This is a genomic window from Candidatus Fukatsuia endosymbiont of Tuberolachnus salignus, assembly GCF_964030845.1.
Classification (GTDB): domain Bacteria; phylum Pseudomonadota; class Gammaproteobacteria; order Enterobacterales; family Enterobacteriaceae; genus Fukatsuia; species Fukatsuia symbiotica.
The window spans coordinates 589,338-605,024 of sequence record NZ_OZ034983.1; the positions used below are offsets into that span (position 1 = coordinate 589,338).

The 15,687-nt window shown below is 39.6% G+C and carries 17 protein-coding genes; 7 read left to right on the plus strand and 10 right to left on the minus strand.

All coding sequences use genetic code 11. The features are described from left to right. The first annotated feature begins 23 nt into the window (after window positions 1-23). The 3 genes from AAHH42_RS03025 to arsC all read left to right on the plus strand — a co-directional run bounded on the left by AAHH42_RS03025 (window position 24) and on the right by arsC (window position 2,802). Complete coding sequence (locus tag AAHH42_RS03025) at window positions 24-1,496, plus strand: M48 family metallopeptidase (protein ID WP_342221659.1); 1,473 nt, start codon at window positions 24-26, stop codon at window positions 1,494-1,496. Between the two features lie 364 nt (window positions 1,497-1,860). Continuing rightward, complete coding sequence (locus AAHH42_RS03030) at window positions 1,861-2,277, plus strand: hypothetical protein (RefSeq protein ID WP_072549878.1); 417 nt, start codon at window positions 1,861-1,863, stop codon at window positions 2,275-2,277. A gap of 168 nt (window positions 2,278-2,445) precedes the next feature. Beyond that, the gene (arsC, locus tag AAHH42_RS03035) at window positions 2,446-2,802 is read left to right on the plus strand and encodes an arsenate reductase (glutaredoxin) (RefSeq protein ID WP_072549879.1); all 357 of its coding nucleotides are present in this window, start codon (window positions 2,446-2,448) and stop codon (window positions 2,800-2,802) included. Between the two features lie 177 nt (window positions 2,803-2,979). Here arsC and hda read toward each other — a convergent pair whose 3' ends face one another. Beyond that, window positions 2,980-3,687 carry a DnaA inactivator Hda gene (gene hda, locus AAHH42_RS03040; protein WP_072549880.1) on the minus strand — a complete coding sequence of 236 codons (708 nt, stop codon included), beginning with the start codon at window positions 3,685-3,687 and terminating at the stop codon, window positions 2,980-2,982. 169 nt (window positions 3,688-3,856) lie between these two features. Here hda and purM point away from each other — a divergent pair, with 169 nt between their 5' ends. Together purM and purN are read left to right on the plus strand one after the other, a co-directional pair. After that, window positions 3,857-4,900 (plus strand): phosphoribosylformylglycinamidine cyclo-ligase, encoded by a 1,044-nt coding sequence (gene purM, locus AAHH42_RS03045; RefSeq protein WP_072549917.1) that lies wholly within the window; start codon window positions 3,857-3,859, stop codon window positions 4,898-4,900. Window positions 4,901-4,916: 16 nt separating this feature from the next. Continuing rightward, entirely contained in the window at window positions 4,917-5,543 is a 627-nt protein-coding gene (purN, locus tag AAHH42_RS03050) for a phosphoribosylglycinamide formyltransferase (RefSeq protein ID WP_342221660.1), read from the plus strand. Between the two features lie 288 nt (window positions 5,544-5,831). Here purN and AAHH42_RS03055 read toward each other — a convergent pair whose 3' ends face one another. From AAHH42_RS03055 to AAHH42_RS03085, 7 genes are all read right to left on the minus strand, one after another. Next, complete coding sequence (locus AAHH42_RS03055) at window positions 5,832-7,067, minus strand: sulfatase-like hydrolase/transferase (RefSeq protein WP_342221661.1); 1,236 nt, start codon at window positions 7,065-7,067, stop codon at window positions 5,832-5,834. Window positions 7,068-7,229: 162 nt separating this feature from the next. Next, entirely contained in the window at window positions 7,230-7,637 is a 408-nt protein-coding gene (locus AAHH42_RS03060) for an adenylyltransferase/cytidyltransferase family protein (protein ID WP_072549884.1), read from the minus strand. A gap of 19 nt (window positions 7,638-7,656) precedes the next feature. Next, a complete protein-coding gene (locus tag AAHH42_RS03065; RefSeq protein ID WP_342221662.1) occupies window positions 7,657-8,790 on the minus strand; it encodes a CDP-glycerol glycerophosphotransferase family protein in 1,134 nt (377 codons plus the stop codon). 115 nt (window positions 8,791-8,905) lie between these two features. Further along, window positions 8,906-9,604, minus strand: coding sequence for an NTP transferase domain-containing protein (locus tag AAHH42_RS03070; RefSeq protein ID WP_072549886.1), 699 nt, complete (start codon window positions 9,602-9,604; stop codon window positions 8,906-8,908). Beyond that, window positions 9,601-10,557 (minus strand): DMT family transporter, encoded by a 957-nt coding sequence (locus AAHH42_RS03075; RefSeq protein WP_342221663.1) that lies wholly within the window; start codon window positions 10,555-10,557, stop codon window positions 9,601-9,603. The genes AAHH42_RS03070 and AAHH42_RS03075 overlap by 4 nt, the downstream gene beginning before the upstream one ends. Then, entirely contained in the window at window positions 10,547-10,921 is a 375-nt protein-coding gene (locus tag AAHH42_RS03080) for a phosphotransferase family protein (RefSeq protein WP_342221664.1), read from the minus strand. Before AAHH42_RS03080 ends, AAHH42_RS03075 begins: the two co-directional genes overlap by 11 nt. A gap of 20 nt (window positions 10,922-10,941) precedes the next feature. After that, entirely contained in the window at window positions 10,942-11,436 is a 495-nt protein-coding gene (locus AAHH42_RS03085; RefSeq protein WP_342221665.1) for a choline/ethanolamine kinase family protein, read from the minus strand. Window positions 11,437-11,811: 375 nt separating this feature from the next. Here AAHH42_RS03085 and speG point away from each other — a divergent pair, with 375 nt between their 5' ends. Next, window positions 11,812-12,348: a spermidine N1-acetyltransferase gene (gene speG, locus AAHH42_RS03090; protein ID WP_072549888.1), complete on the plus strand. Its 537-nt coding sequence runs from the start codon at window positions 11,812-11,814 to the stop codon at window positions 12,346-12,348. A 221-nt stretch (window positions 12,349-12,569) separates the two neighbouring features. Here the strand turns inward: speG and mdh are convergent, their stop codons facing one another. Further along, window positions 12,570-13,532, minus strand: coding sequence for a malate dehydrogenase (mdh, locus tag AAHH42_RS03095; RefSeq protein ID WP_072549889.1), 963 nt, complete (start codon window positions 13,530-13,532; stop codon window positions 12,570-12,572). Window positions 13,533-13,776: 244 nt separating this feature from the next. Between mdh and argR the strand changes: the two genes are divergently transcribed. Continuing rightward, window positions 13,777-14,238 (plus strand): transcriptional regulator ArgR, encoded by a 462-nt coding sequence (gene argR, locus AAHH42_RS03100; RefSeq protein WP_072549890.1) that lies wholly within the window; start codon window positions 13,777-13,779, stop codon window positions 14,236-14,238. 14 nt (window positions 14,239-14,252) lie between these two features. Here the strand turns inward: argR and mpl are convergent, their stop codons facing one another. Next, complete coding sequence (gene mpl, locus AAHH42_RS03105) at window positions 14,253-15,626, minus strand: UDP-N-acetylmuramate:L-alanyl-gamma-D-glutamyl-meso-diaminopimelate ligase (protein WP_072549891.1); 1,374 nt, start codon at window positions 15,624-15,626, stop codon at window positions 14,253-14,255. Window positions 15,627-15,687: the final 61 nt, after the last annotated feature.

Consider the following 15,687-nt stretch of genomic DNA (forward strand, 5'->3'; position numbering starts at 1 on the left):
GAGGCGAACGGAGCGTTCCGTCTATGAGTCGTCAATTAAGTAAAACCGTGATCACCCTACTACTTGGCGTTCTGTACTGTTGGCAAACACCGGTCAACGCCAACACGTCAGATCTCTTGCCAGATATTGGCACTGCTGCTGGTGGTACGCTCAGTATTAATCAAGAATTGGATATGGGAGATTTTTATGCCCGCCAAATGCGAGCCGGTGTTCCGCTGATAAATGATCCGCTGTTAAAGCAATATGTTAATAAATTAGGTAATAAACTGGTTGCCCATGCTAATTCAGTACGTACTCCCTTCCACTTTTATCTGGTCAATAATAACCGAATCAACGCCTTTGCTTTCTTTGGTGGTAATGTTGTATTGCATTCTGCCCTGCTACGCTATACCGCCAATGAAAGTGAGCTAGCTTCAGTGCTCGCCCATGAAATCTCACATGTAACTCAGCGTCATTTAGCCCGAGCGATGGAACAACAACAAAGTACAGCACCACTGGTTTGGGCAAGTGCACTTGGGTCTATTCTGCTGACAATGGCTAATCCACAAGCCGGTATGGCAGCGTTAAATTCGACTATTGCTGGTACTCAACAAAGTACCATCAGTTTCACTCAGTTAAATGAACAAGAAGCCGATCGTATTGGTATTCAGGTTTTGCAGCGTGCGGGTTTTGATCCACAAGCCATGCCCAATTTTTTGCGCAAACTGGCTGATCAGTCTCGTTATGCTACCAAACCTCCTGAGATGTTGCTGACTCACCCTTTACCGGACAGTCGCTTATCTGACGTCCGTAATCGTGCTAACCAAATGCCTGCTCATCCTGTCGCTTCCTCACAAGACTATCTGCTTGCTAAAGTACGCCTCCTTGGCATGTACGCCGCAGAAGGGGACAATTTACAGACTCATTTACTCGATACGCTAAGTGCAGGTACCACAGAAGAACAGCTAGCTGCCAGATATGGTCAGGCCATTTTGTTTTATCAAGCTAAAAAATACGATAAGGCTCGCAATACACTGCAACCGCTGTTAACACAACAGCCAAACAATATCTGGTTTCTCGATTTAATCACCGATATTGATCTAAAACAGCATAAAAACGCGTTAGCTATTACCCGCCTACAACAGGCGATAACCCGTGAAAACATCAACCCTGAAAATAATGAAGCCGTGCTACAACTGAATCTGGCTAACGCGTATCTTGAGGACAAGCAACTTACGGTGGCTAGCAAGCTATTGTATGGTTACACTTTCAGCCATCCTGATGATCTTAATGGCTGGGAACTGTTGGCTCAGGTTACTGCGGCACAAAGATTGCGCGATGAAGTACTGGCAGCACGGGCAGAAAGCCTGGCTCTGCAAGGTCATTTATCCCAGGCTATCGATTTATTAAGTGATGCCAGTACACTGGTGAAGTTAGGCAGTCTGAAACAGGCACGTTATGACGCGCGCATTGATCAACTGCGTCAGTTAAATCAGCGCTTCCGCCAGTATCTTTAACCTTACATTTTTAATCTGTGATAAAAAATCTTCGAAGGGTTTTTACTAACCCATTGATATACAATAAATTAAAATTTAATCAGTTTATATAAAAACCTGTTGCCAATTTTTTTCGCTATGCTCAAAAGAGGAAAAAATGGGCGAAAAAGCGCAGTTCACTCTTTGTATACAATAAAAGAGAGTAAATTGGCATTTTGAGCGTGTTTTTGACGAATGATTTGACCAAAACACGGCGAGCACAAGAGATCTCGAACAGGTTCTAAGAGCAATAAGGATTTTTTTATGGTATTCCATCATCATTTTTTTTAGGATCGACTCAACAACATAATTCCAAATCAGTTGACCACCTAACAGGAGTAAAGATATGAGTAATAGTATTCCTCTCGCACAATTCAGACGAATTGTCTGGAGCCCAACAGGTAGTCATATCACGATAAAAACGGATGCTAACGGGAATAAGGATCTTCAGGTTTCACGTCCCACTGTCGGTAAGAAAGTCGTTGACCTGCTCACCCATCTTCCGGGAAGTGACAAACTATCGTATGTAAAAAATTTCAAAGAAAAGAAGATTGCAAAGAACATTGAAGCCAACAAGGCGTTTGATGACGCTCTGACAGCAGAGTATGGACCAAAGTATGTTGAGGCTTATTCAAAGCACGGAAACCCCGAAATTCCTCTGACACCACGGGCTGTTGCGATCACTATGTTCTTAGCCAAACAAGGTAACGAGCAACAAAAATCACTCAGCCCTTGGTCCTCGAATGGTTATCAATTAGGGTGAACAATATAATAGACTTCTTGCAAAACCCACTGCGTGGTGCGAATTCTACGTTACGTGGTGCTCGCAATCCTCATATACTGTTGTGTATACGGGTTTCTGTGCTTCGCGTGTTTTGACTTCATATAATGGACAACGGCTTTATAAGTAGTCTAATACGAGGACGTCATGATGAAAAACGTCACAATCTATCATAACCCACATTGCTCAAAAAGCCGTGAAGCCTTGTCTTTGCTTGAACAGCAAGGAATAAAAGTTGATACTGTGCTGTATATGACAGCACCACTCTCTGTCGCGACACTACGCGAATTACTGCGTCAATTAGGCTTCAGTGATGCTCGACAGCTAATGCGAACTAAGGAAGCAGCGTATCAAACCTTACAATTAGCTAACCCTGAACTCAGTCAAGAGCAATTATCATTGGCGATGACTGAACACCCCGAATTGATTGAACGCCCAATCGTGGTTTATCAGGGCCAAGCGCGGGTGGGTCGTCCACTAGAACGAATCAATGAGATCCTGCATTAGACTTCTTGCAAAACCTAGTGTTTGTAAATACGTGTGTTTGCAAATACGTGCTGCGAATTCTGCGTTACCTGGTGCTCATAATCCTCATATACTTGCCTGTACCGCGCAGTTGCTGTGCTCTAGGTGTCTTGAATTTGCAGCACTCGCTACGGTTTTGCAAGAAGTCGATTAAAATGATTACAACCCAAGAATATTCTTTACAAAAGGAATGGTCAGTTTGCGTTGAGCAGTGATGGAGGCACGATCAAGCTGATCAAGTGTCATAAATAGTGTACGCATTTCGCGATCAAGACGCTTTAACATAAAACGCCCTACATCTTCTGGCAGTTCAAAACCGCGTAATTTCGCCCGTAGCTGCAGTGCTTGCAGTTTCTCATCATCGGAGAGAGGCTGTAATTTATAAATTTGTCCCCACTCGAGGCGGGAAGCCAGATCCGGCAACTGCAGATTCAACTGACGGGGCGGTCGATCTCCAGTAATTAGCAATCGGGTACGACCGCTTTCCACAATGCGGTTATAAAGGTTAAATATCGCCATTTCCCACTGCGGATCTCCGGCGATACACTCGATATTGTCGATGCAAACCAGAGCCAGTTGTTCCATTCCGTCTAATACGTCAGCAACAAAATAGGCGCGTTTATCCAGCGAAACATAGCCGACGGCTTCACCTCGTTGTGAAAACTCAGCGCAAGCCGCATGTAACAAATGACTACGGCCTCCCCCTTTTTTTGACCAAAAATAAATATAACTACCATGAGGATCATAAATAGCAGTTTGGATCGCGGCTAACAAGGACGGATTTTCACCCGGATAAAAATTGGCAAAAGTTTCATCATCGGGTAGATAAAGTGGCAGTGAAAGCTGTGCCGGCGTATTCAAAAGCACCTCAAGTCAAACGGACAGCAGAACCCTGCAAGCTTAGCATAAAAGCTGAGTAATAACGGAATATTCATCTCTATCCTACACCTACTCTGTGCAAAGGTTTGGCAAACTTTTACTTGCGCTGTTAGAATTACCGCCTTTTCAAACAGCCAACCGCCTTAGGGATCTTTCAGTGACCGACAAAACCTCTCTTAGCTACAAAGATGCCGGTGTCGATATCGATGCTGGCAGCCAGCTCGTTGATAGCATCAAAAGCGCCGTACAACAGACTCGTCGTCCAGAAGTGATGGGAGGATTAGGAGGGTTCGGTGCGTTATGTGCGTTACCGCAAAAATACCGTGAACCGATTTTAGTTTCAGCTACTGACGGTGTCGGTACTAAGCTGCGTTTGGCGATGGATTTGAAACGTCACGATACTATCGGTATCGATCTGGTGGCAATGTGTGTTAATGATCTGATCGTTCAAGGAGCAGAACCGCTGTTTTTCCTGGACTACTTTGCTACCGGTAAACTGGATGTCGATACCGCTACCGGTGTTATCACTGGGATCGCCACAGGTTGTACAGAATCCGGTTGTGCTTTAGTGGGTGGTGAAACCGCAGAGATGCCAGGCATGTATCATGGAGAAGATTATGACATTGCCGGTTTTTGCGTCGGTGTAGTAGAAAAATCAGCGATTATCGACGGCAGGAAAGTACAATCGGGTGATGCATTGCTCGCTCTGGCATCCAGCGGTGCGCATTCTAATGGTTATTCCCTGATCCGAAAAATTTTGCAAATCAGCGAAACAAATGTAGAAGAAACCTGGTTAGAGGGGAAATCTCTCGCTGATCATTTATTGCAACCCACCCGAATTTATGTCAAGTCAGTGCTCAATCTAATCGAAAAATTAGAAATTCATGCCATCGCACACCTCACGGGGGGAGGCTTTTGGGAGAATATTCCACGCGTATTGCCGCAGGGTACACAGGCAATAATTGATGAAACAAGCTGGCAATGGCCCCGCATCTTTGACTGGCTACAACAGGCTGGTAATGTGAGTCGCCATGAAATGTATCGTACTTTTAACTGTGGCGTTGGTATGGTGATTGCGCTGCCCGAGAAGCAAGTTGATCAGGCGCTTAAATTATTGCGTGACTCCGGTGAGCAAGCGTGGAAAATCGGCACCATCGTTGCAGCCGCAGAGAATACTGAGCAAGTGATTATTAATCCGTAGTGGAAAGAAGTACGTTATGAAAAAAATTGTTGTATTGATTTCTGGGCAGGGCAGCAACCTGCAAGCGTTGATTGATGCCCAGCAACAGGGGCGGATTAACGGCATTATCAGTGCAGTATTCAGTAATAGATCTAATGCTTATGGCTTGGTTCGTGCAGCATTGGCGACTATTCCTGCTCATGTATTGGATGCTGAGGACTACGTCGATCGCGCCAGCTTTGATCTTGTGCTGGCGCGAGCTATCGATCGCTATCAGCCAGATTTACTGGTACTCGCAGGTTATATGCGCATTCTTAGCCCCACTTTTGTACAGCATTATGCCGGTCGAATAGTAAACATACATCCCTCATTGTTACCCAAATATCCAGGTTTACATACCCATCGCCAGGCATTGGAAAACGGCGATCAGCAGCACGGGACCTCCGTACATTTTGTCACTGAAGAACTGGACAAAGGGCCACTTATTTTACAAGCCCAGGTACCGATATTCCCCGGTGACAGCGAAGCAGATCTTATTCAGCGCGTACAAATTCAAGAACACAATATCTATCCACAGGTAGTAAACTGGTTTACTGAAGGAAGACTGGAAATGCGTGATAATGCGGCTTGGTTGGACGGTGCGCGGTTATTCCCCATGCTATAACAGGAATGTTCACGAATTATCTTACGATTTTCACTCCAATATCAATGCTCTTGAATCCTGATATGATTATATCCAAGCACCCGATATAAGGTTAATTGTATAAATAATTCACGTGATTAATTATCTTCAAGTAAGAGGTTGCATAAAACCCATCCAAATTTTGGATAAGTCAAAACCACAATACTTACTTTCATGGTGTTCTATGGCACCAATTTTGTGGATGAATTTATTAAAATAGGACTCAGAATATGTTATTCGAAGAATGATAATGATTTTTAGATCTATAAATTATACATTCCATTTTTTGACGCTATTTATACAAGTCTCAACGTATTTTTGTTTACTTGTAATCCAATACTCTAATATTTGGTGCATTACACGGTAATTATCCTCAATTACTGCTGGGTTCCCCAAGAAATGCAGTATGTGAGGATGTGGCCCACCTGCTCGCCCTGCTCCCAATTTTTCTATGTCAATATATTTTTTTTCATTACCATCACTCACTAATTGTGATAGTAGGTCGAAATGATTACCGGCATCGGCCTGCCAAGCAAACATTTGATATTTTCCTTGAGAATATAGCAAATGGAAAAATTCAGACGTAATGGCATATCCTTTAATCAGTGGGTTGCCTTTCTCCCGATCTGGCTGGTTGATAAATAAATTTCGGCTAAAACAATATCTACGTTCACCCGATAACGCTGAAAAAGTGCCTGGTAGTTCATCATTACTACAAGGCTTATCCAGTAGTTCCAACACAGTACGCTTCAAATCTAGCATACTAACTAGATGGTTGATATCCCGCCCTTTATAACGTGCATCATAAATAAACGCAGGTGTATGAACTAATGCAGTATAGGGTTCAACTCCGTGGCACCAACCACTGCTCAAACCGTGATTCCAGAAATCATCACCATGATCACCGAAACCAACGATTACCGTATTTTCCAACTGCTGATATGTCAGTAACAGACTGAGAACTTCACCCACTGTCGTATCCAAGCTTTGATGTCCTAAGCGCCAACGTTCAAAACTGTGTTGCCCCCTCGCTTTAATTCCATCGACGTAGCTAAGATGGCTACACATATTCCAAAAATACAGAGCAAACGGTTGTTCCTTGTTAGCAATCAATTTATCAGCTGCCGCCAGCATTTGTGCTGAATCGTCATACCAATTAAATGGCTGATGATCGCTCCAGACTCTATCAACGTCATCCATGCCCCAACACTTTGGATAGCCAACTCCCAAGGTTTGGTAACCTAATTGCTGTAGGTAGTCAAACAATGTAGAACCATTAGAATTAATAGTCATGTTTTCAGACAAATCGTAGTTATGCTCTAATACGTTATCATCACCATATATCAAATCACTCAGTGCCATGTTTGACGAGGTGGCACTGGAGATAAAGTTATTTAGACGTAGTGATCGATTGTAAATGTTGTTCAAGCAGGGAAACCAATGACGATTGCCAAAAATAGCCTGATTAAGACTTTCAAGATGAATAAAGACGAGATTTTTTTTCATTATTTATTCCTTTAGTAAGTGGTCAAGCATACTGTTATCAAAAATAGAGATATCTAGCACTTCATTGACGTCACACTCGGTATGCGATAATCTATCGCCTGAACAATTATCATGTCATAAATTAAAATATTTTATATCAGTCTATTAGAACTAAGTGTCTAATTATAAGAAAGATATTTTTTTCATTTTAATAACTTCAATAATCGATGTGGTGGATATAGATGGTGTACGTTCAAGATAGATAACACGACAGATATCATTAAATTCATCGAATTTTCCTGTCCAATCATCACCCATCACTAAAATATCAGCTTTATTGTTAATTAAGTAATTTCTTTTCATTTCTAAGGATTCTTCAATAAACACTTCATCGACACATTTAAGAGAACGAATAATGGCTAAACGCTCATCCTGACAATATATGGGATGTTTATTTTTTTTCTTTAAATTTAATGTATCTGACGAAATGCCTACGATTAATTGGCTACCGAGTTGCTTGGCTCTTTTTAATAAAAATAAATGACCAATATGAAAAACATCGAATGTTCCGAAAGTAATGACTTTTTTCATTGTTACCTATTTAAATAATTTATCTTTTTTCAAAAATTACAGTTCGTAAATTTGTAGCAATATCATTTCTTATCTTTTTCTTATTATGGATAAGATTAATAATACTATTAGCCGCACGATATCCTGCCTGCCCATCTTGCCATGGATCACAATAATGATGGCGGATTTCTGCTATGGTTTTATCATTTCTTGACCAATCATACTCTTCGGCAAGACAATGTCTTAAGGATTCAATATTTTCTACTACAGGTAAATAATCTCTCATTTTGAACTCAGCACTTTGCTGATTAGAATAGTCCTCTTTTAGGGAAATAATGTTATTAATCTTTGCACTAGTAAGCAGGATCGTTCTTTTTCCTGCATATATGGAATCAAAAATAAAACCGCTATTATCTGTTAGCACATAATCGCAGAACTTGAGTAGTTCAAAAGTAATATCTGATTGAGTAATTATATTTTTAAAAAAAGATTTCGCTAATTTATACTGTGCTTTTTCAGTATCCCGAAATGTTGTACCGTGATGCAATTTTATAATAACATTATAAAAATTCTGTAAATGACTCAATTTTTTTCCCCATTCATCAAGGGAGCTTAATTTTCCATAGGTGGGGGCATAGAGAAGCACGGGTTTCTTATTATCTATTTTTAGCATACCTTCAATATTTTTAAATCGTTCAGGGAAATACCATTTATCAAATTTAGGATTGCCGACAACTAAACAATTATCTGCAACATTTAATCTTTCTTTCGTATAGTCTCCATAACATAAAATAATATCATAAAAAATATTCCACCACGCATGATTCCAACCCTCTTTAGCTAAACCATACATAGCTCTAACATGGTAGTCTGCTGTTGATTGTAGCCCAACTGAAAAATAGGGACTCACCATAACGGATAATTTTGATTTTGATTCACGTAACGAAGTTAATAATTCAATTGATAAATTTTCGAGTTTAGTATTACGAAAGAACTCTAGCATATCATTAATTAGTTTAGGTTCATCCATCATGTTATTTATTACTAAACAACACGCAATACTTTGTTGCTGTAGATGAAAGATAATATTTTCATAAACATAAAAATGAAAAGTCGTCTCCATGAAAAAACCTACTTTTATTAATTTTTCTGATTTTGTCTGTTCTAAATTCATCAATACTGCTCCAATTAGTATTAATAAAATATTCAATTACTACGCTGAGAAAACATGAAAATTCTAATTTTATCAATTATTCCGTTTTTATATCGTATGGATAAGCTACCTACTATTAGTTTACAGATGCCAATTGAGTACATATCCTATGATAGTTATCCATATTATCCATTTCAGCCGCTGCGGTTTTATGAATAAGAAAGGCTTTCACTTTAAGTGTTTGCAAGATAGAGATGGGTATGTGATCCCAATATAATTTTTGATTAATCAGATGTTTTTCATCTTGCAGATAACAAAGTAGTTTTTGTTTAATAAGTTGACAATCTTCTTTTATCCAATAAGAGACCCCTAGTAATGATGGCTTATATTTATTGGTCACTAAAATTTTATCGACAATGCCCTCATCAGTGGTACATACTACCCATTCTTTATTTTTTGATTTTTTTCTCTGAATAACATAGTAGTGACTGTGATCCGATATTAGAAAAATATTTTCTAATAATACGACGTCTGCATCAATAACAAGAGTATCAGTAAAATATTTTTGAGCACAGTATAATGAATAAATATTATTATATTCATTATATCTATTGTTGTAGATAAGATTACAATGATATTTATTTTTTAAAACCTCAAATAAATGACTCATATGGCCTGTCACTATATGAATTTCTGTCACTCCAAATTCGTGTAAATACTTTATTGTTCTTTCAATATTGGGTGTCCCACCAATAGGCAATAAGGCTTTATGATTGTTTTTTGTAATATATCCAAAACGAGAGCCTAAACCTGCTGCTAAAATAATTGCATTCATTTATTATATCTTAATAGTTTAGATGATTTTTTAGGAGAAATTATTGTTAAAAAAGATCCCAATATGATAAAACAACATAATATAATTAATTGAAAATTAATTTGGTTACTTAATAAAAACCAACCCAATAAAATGGCCCAAACAGCATAAGTAATGTTAAGTCCCATAGCCCGGACTGGGCCAATAATATTGATGGCACGATAATAATATAAGTAGGAGACTGTTGTTATTAGTGATATCATAAAGATATGTGGCATTATTTTTGAGGTCATAGCATAACATTCTTTAATATTATCAAGAGGGATTATCATCACAAACAAAGTTAAATATCCCAGAGAGGCTGAAACTTGTCGAATAAAATAAGCAAAATCAGGGGGAATAGACTTTTTCATTCCATAAGAGCTGATAATAACTTCTAAGCCCCAGCTTAAAGCACATACTAAAGCACATACTAAAGCAAATGTAAATCCTATCCAACAAAAAGATGAATTTGTAGAGGCACTATACCCTAAAAGCATTGTTGCAATCACTGACAATAAAATTCCGCATACCCCCATTTTAGATAATTTGTCTTTTATAAATACAAAAGCCATTAAAGCTCCTAAAGCGGGATAAGAAGCAGAGATAGCTGCTGCATAGCCAACGCCAATATACTGAATGGCTATAAGATAACAAGACATGCCTATAGGACCACCCAACAACGCTGCAGCAACGATAATCAATGTGTTACGACCAAGTAATACTTTTTTAATAGAGTATTTTTTCCTGATAAGGTGAAACAACATATAACCACTTGATATAAAATCATTGGCGAAAGCCAAAATTATAGGAGCAACTAGAATAGTTTTAAGGTTTTTATCCATAAGCATCATTTCTAATAAAGTACCAGCGACTCCCCATAAAGCGCCAGAAAATAATCCATAATAAATTTCTTTTATCTTGTTATTTATCATATTGTTCTTTATATTGACACATCAGTTGATATGCATTTCTAAGTCGATTAACACCATAATTACCAAAGTTATCACCATTTTCCTCCTTGATTATTGTCCACATAGCCCATAATATGTCCTGGGTAAATTTAAATAACAGTATTTTTTGTTTTGCTTTATCTGGAATACCGCCTTCAAAATATGACATTAAAAAAATGTTCTCTTCATTAGGAGTAAACTGGCATTCTAAAAAATGTGATGCTAAATCCCACATCGGATCATTCATACCTGAATATTCCCAATCAATTAAATAAATTTTGTTATTACTTCTAATTATATTTTCGGCAACCAAATCGTTATGGCAAGGGCACCTGTCTTGCCCCAATTCTTGTAAGATTTCTTGTATTACGTTGAAGTGATAAAAAATATCTTTTTGACAAAAAAATCAAGATAACTATAGTGATTATCTAATATGTGTTTATATTTTTCATACTCGGAAAAAACATTAAAAGAATTGCCAAATTTAATATCTGATTGATGCAATTTTCTAAAACAAAGGCTAATTTCTTTAATGTTATCTTGCTGTCTTACAATCTGAGGATTTAGCACTTCAGCATCCGGAATATATACAGTTATTTTGATTCCTGTGGCACTATCAAAATAAATGGTTTTTGCATTAATGCCAATTAAAGAAGCGAGTTCACTGTTGTTTTTTTCATAACCACGGTTAATAAAGCATTCAGTCGCTACGCCGGGAAGACGCAAAACCATTTTTACATCGTCAATTGTTAAAAGATAATTACTGTTTGTCATGCCACCAATAGGAGTCATGATTATTTTATTTTTCTTACTTAAATTTAATATTTTTATTACAAGATCATTGATATTTTTGTCATTCATTTTTTATCATAATTCTATTAGAGACACGCTACCGCCCTTGGCTGACATATGCCAATATTTCTGAAAATTTCACACCATATACAAGTCAGTAGAGATCAGTCCCTACAATCCGACATTCTGTGTTGGTGAGTTATTGCGAGTCTAAAGAACCGCTATATCTCTAGAGACCTATTTTTATAAATCACACTTTTTTCCTTATTATCTCTTTACAAAAACAGTAACGTCACAAAAAAGTTAAAACTTAAATTATTTTTTCATAAATAGATTTATTGCAAAATCGCAGTTCGTTATACGAAGTTAAAGCATTTTATTTTATACTCCTTCCCCATATACCATTATAATTGTTGTGACTATCAATCAATTGAGGAAATCAGCATGTCGAGCACCAGTAGCATTAAGCTACGCCCATTGGAACGTGATGATCTGCCGTTTGTACATCAATTGGATAATAATGCTAATGTGATGCGCTATTGGTTTGAAGAGCCTTATGAAGCCTTTGTTGAACTTTCTGACCTGTACGATAAACATATTCATGATCAGAGTGAGCGCCGATTTATTATCTCCAGTGAAGGCGGTAGGGTAGGCTTGGTTGAATTGGCTGAAATCAACTACATCCATCGTCGTGCTGAGTTCCAGATTATTATTGATCCCGCTCATCAGGGAAAAGGTTTTGCCAGTAGGGCCGCGATTTTAGCCATGGAATACGGGTTCTCGGTACTTAATTTGTATAAACTTTATCTGATTGTTGATAAAGAAAATAATAAAGCCATTCATATTTATAGTAAATTGGGCTTCGAAAAAGAAGGAGAATTAAAGAAAGAATTTTTTATCAACGGTGAATACCGTACAGTGATCCGTATGTGTATTTTTCAAAGAGAATATTTTGATAAGTATAAATTATCTACAAAATGATGCTTTATAGGTCTTCCGTATGAGCAAGATTTTTCTCCGGTATACCCTTCACCTTTCAAGTTACGGCGGCGTTGGCTGCTCGAACTCATCCCAGTCGTGTACTACCTGTACACTCCTGGGATTCGATTGATTGCCGCCTTGCCGTAACTCGAAATTCATTGGGTATATACGGCAATGCCACTTCTCAAAGGACGGTGAAATATCAAGAAATAGTGCTTGATTTATAACGAGGGTAAATTAACAAAATCTTTACCTGATGCAATATCTTCGTTCAATACTTTCAGCATTTTTTGCAATGCTTCCTGTTCATAAGGACTCAAAACACCGAGGCCCTTACGTTCAGTAATACCGTCTTTATCGAGCAAAACTGGCTGGGCAAAGAATGGAGCATATTTATATTTTTCATCGTTTTCAACGGCATCAACATAAGCGCATTCGACAATACCACTTTCACCTTGCAATGCACGCACTAAAGAAAGCGCAAAACGTGCCGCGGCTTCTCCCATAGAAAGCGTAGCAGACCCGCCGCCTGCTTTGGCTTTCACCACTTCAGTCCCCGCATCTTGAATGCGTTTAGTCAAGTCGGTCACTTCTTTTTCAGTAAAACTGATACCCGGGATCTGTGACAGCAAAGGTAAAATCGTTGTCCCTGAGTGTCCACCAATAACCGGTACTGTGATATCCTGCGGTTGCTTGTTTTTCAATTTAGCAACAAAGGTGTTTGAGCGTATGCTATCGAGGGTGGTGATACCAAAGAGTTTATTTTTGTCGTAGACACCTGCTTTTTTCAGCACTTCGGCGGCGATGGCAACAGTGCTGTTCACCGGGTTAGTAATGATAGCAATAAGTGCTTCTGGGCAAATTTTGGCAATTTTCGCCACCAAATCGCGCACAATACTTGCATTGAATTTGAATAGATCATTGCGATCCAGGCCTGGTTTACGTGCTACGCCTGCAGCAATCAAAACAACGTCGGCACCGTGTAATGCTGGTGTCGCATCCTCGCCAGCAAATCCTTCAACTTCAACAGCCGTGGGAATATGGCTGAGATCAGCAGCAACACCGGGGGTGATTGGCGCGACATCGTAAAGTGAGAGTGTTGAATCGGCAGGAAGCTGGTTTTTGAGTAGAAGAGCGAGAGCCTGACCAATACCACCGGCGGCACCGAGAACTGCAACTTTCATTCTATACTCCTAATTTAATCTAAATTGATGCTGGATTGACAGGGTTACACACTTTAAGTGATTGCGTTATTAAACACAATTGGTTCACCGTCAGGTTGGGATCTCAATCTTAAAATTAGGGGCCTGCGAACACCGTGCAACACAGGATGCACATCATGCCGTAGGTTTCGATAGAGGTCTATGTTGAATAATGATCCGTCGATAGACATAATGACCGTTATAACTCTCCGTGCTTAGGTAAAAAATGGATAATTTGGCTGACCCGCAAGACCTTATCAAAAAATTTAAGGCACTACTCAAAGAAGAAAAATTCAGCTCTCAAGGTGAGATTGCCTTAGCGTTGCAGAGCGCCGGATTTGAAAGTATTAACCAATCCAAAGTATCACGGATGTTGACAAAATTTGGTGCTATTAGAGTACGTAATGCCAAAATGGAAACGGTTTATTGCTTGCCTGCAGAACGTTCTGTGCCTACTATCAGCAGCCCGTTAAAAAATTTGGTGTTAGATATTAACCACAACGATTCTCTGGTAGTGATCCGTACCAGTCCAGCTTCCGCTCAATTGATTGCCCGTTTACTCGATTCTTTAGGAAGCGCCGAGGGTATTTTGGGCAGTATTGCTGGAGACGATACTATTTTTACTACTCCGAGGCAGAATGTTAGCGTTGAAACGCTCTATAAATCGATCCTGAAATTATTGGGTTAAGAGTCATTATTCGCTCAAGAAGATTTGGAACAGGTTCTAAGAGCTAGCTTGTGTAATAACTTGTCGTGGATCCCAGCAAAACCACCGTTACTCATGATCAAAATATGGTCGCCATTTTGAACGGTTTGCACGATTGTTGCCACCAAGCTATCAATATCAGCGTTCCAATGTGTCGGCTTGCTAGTGCTATTTGCAATATCGGCGACTTGCCACGGAATATCTGGCGGTTGGAATAAAAAAACCTCATCCGCGGATGCTAATGCCAATACCAAATCCTTTTTATGTAAACCCAGTTTCATGGTGTAAGAACGAGGTTCTAGCACGGCAACTATTCGTGCCTCACCCACTTTAGCGCGTAATGCCGTTAACGAGGCGAGGATGGCGGTGGGATGATGAGCAAAATCATCGTAAACATGGATACCCTTTACTGTTCCACGTAATTCAAGTCGCCGCCGAACGCCGATAATGCCACTGAGTGCCTGACAGGCCTCCTTCGGTTTCACTCCCAGGTGACAGGCTGCAGCAATCGCCATCAGGCCGTTGTGCATATTATGTTCACCAATTAACGACCAATGCACTTCTCCTAGCTGTGTATGATTGAGAAATACCTGATATGCACTGGCATCATCCCTGGTTTTTTTTGTATGTAAACCGGTACAGTCACCGACCTGTTGTTGCTCGCTCCAACATCCCATTGCCATAACCTGTTGTAGATTGGTATCATTTTGCGGCAAGATTATTTTTCCTTTTCCTGGCACTAAACGTACTAAATGATGAAATTGCTTTTGAATGGCATGCAAATCGTCAAAAATATCAGCATGATCAAATTCAAGATTGTTCATCACCAGCGTACGTGGCACGTAGTGAACAAATTTAGAGCGTTTATCAAAAAAAGCGCAATCGTATTCGTCGGCTTCGATCACAAAAAACGGACTATGACCCAAACGGGCAGAAACAGCAAAATTACCCGGTACACCACCAATAATAAAACCGGGCTGATGGCCGCAAGCTTCCAGTATCCAGGCAATCATACTCGCGGTGCTAGTCTTGCCGTGCGTTCCCGAGACAGCGACTACCCAGCGTCCAGCTAGAACCTGATCATGCAACCATTGCGCCCCAGAAATATAGGGAACGCTGTCTTCTAATACCACTTCGACACAGGGATTACCACGAGTCAGCGCATTACCGATGATCACCAAATCCGGTGCTGGTCGGAGTTGAGCGGGATCATACCCTTGGATTAACGCTATCTCTTGTTCTTGCAATAGGGTACTCATCGGTGGGTAAACATTTGTATCCGATCCTGTGACTTGATGCCCTAACGAACGTGCTAATGTCGCCAATCCGCCCATAAAAGTACCACAAATGCCTAAAATATGAATATGCATAAATTTTCCAAATGAATAGACTTCTTGCAAAACCGTTGTTCGTTATGTGACGTCAAGGTGC

What these genes read in the sequence shown, in the direction of transcription:
- AAHH42_RS03025 (WP_342221659.1), top strand. Translation starts at nt 24, where the DNA reads ATGAGTCGTCAATTAAGTAAAACCGTGATCACCCTACTACTTGGCGTT.
- mdh (WP_072549889.1), bottom strand. Translation starts at nt 13,532, where the DNA reads ATGAAAGTTGCAGTTCTCGGTGCCGCCGGTGGTATTGGTCAGGCTCTC.
- AAHH42_RS03075 (WP_342221663.1), bottom strand. Translation starts at nt 10,557, where the DNA reads ATGATAAATAACAAGATAAAAGAAATTTATTATGGATTATTTTCTGGC.
- speG (WP_072549888.1), top strand. Translation starts at nt 11,812, where the DNA reads ATGTCGAGCACCAGTAGCATTAAGCTACGCCCATTGGAACGTGATGAT.
- arsC (WP_072549879.1), top strand. Translation starts at nt 2,446, where the DNA reads ATGAAAAACGTCACAATCTATCATAACCCACATTGCTCAAAAAGCCGT.
- AAHH42_RS03085 (WP_342221665.1), bottom strand. Translation starts at nt 11,436, where the DNA reads ATGAATGACAAAAATATCAATGATCTTGTAATAAAAATATTAAATTTA.
- AAHH42_RS03070 (WP_072549886.1), bottom strand. Translation starts at nt 9,604, where the DNA reads ATGAATGCAATTATTTTAGCAGCAGGTTTAGGCTCTCGTTTTGGATAT.
- AAHH42_RS03060 (WP_072549884.1), bottom strand. Translation starts at nt 7,637, where the DNA reads ATGAAAAAAGTCATTACTTTCGGAACATTCGATGTTTTTCATATTGGT.
- AAHH42_RS03065 (WP_342221662.1), bottom strand. Translation starts at nt 8,790, where the DNA reads ATGAATTTAGAACAGACAAAATCAGAAAAATTAATAAAAGTAGGTTTT.
- AAHH42_RS03030 (WP_072549878.1), top strand. Translation starts at nt 1,861, where the DNA reads ATGAGTAATAGTATTCCTCTCGCACAATTCAGACGAATTGTCTGGAGC.
- mpl (WP_072549891.1), bottom strand. Translation starts at nt 15,626, where the DNA reads ATGCATATTCATATTTTAGGCATTTGTGGTACTTTTATGGGCGGATTG.
- argR (WP_072549890.1), top strand. Translation starts at nt 13,777, where the DNA reads ATGGATAATTTGGCTGACCCGCAAGACCTTATCAAAAAATTTAAGGCA.
- purN (WP_342221660.1), top strand. Translation starts at nt 4,917, where the DNA reads ATGAAAAAAATTGTTGTATTGATTTCTGGGCAGGGCAGCAACCTGCAA.
- AAHH42_RS03055 (WP_342221661.1), bottom strand. Translation starts at nt 7,067, where the DNA reads ATGAAAAAAAATCTCGTCTTTATTCATCTTGAAAGTCTTAATCAGGCT.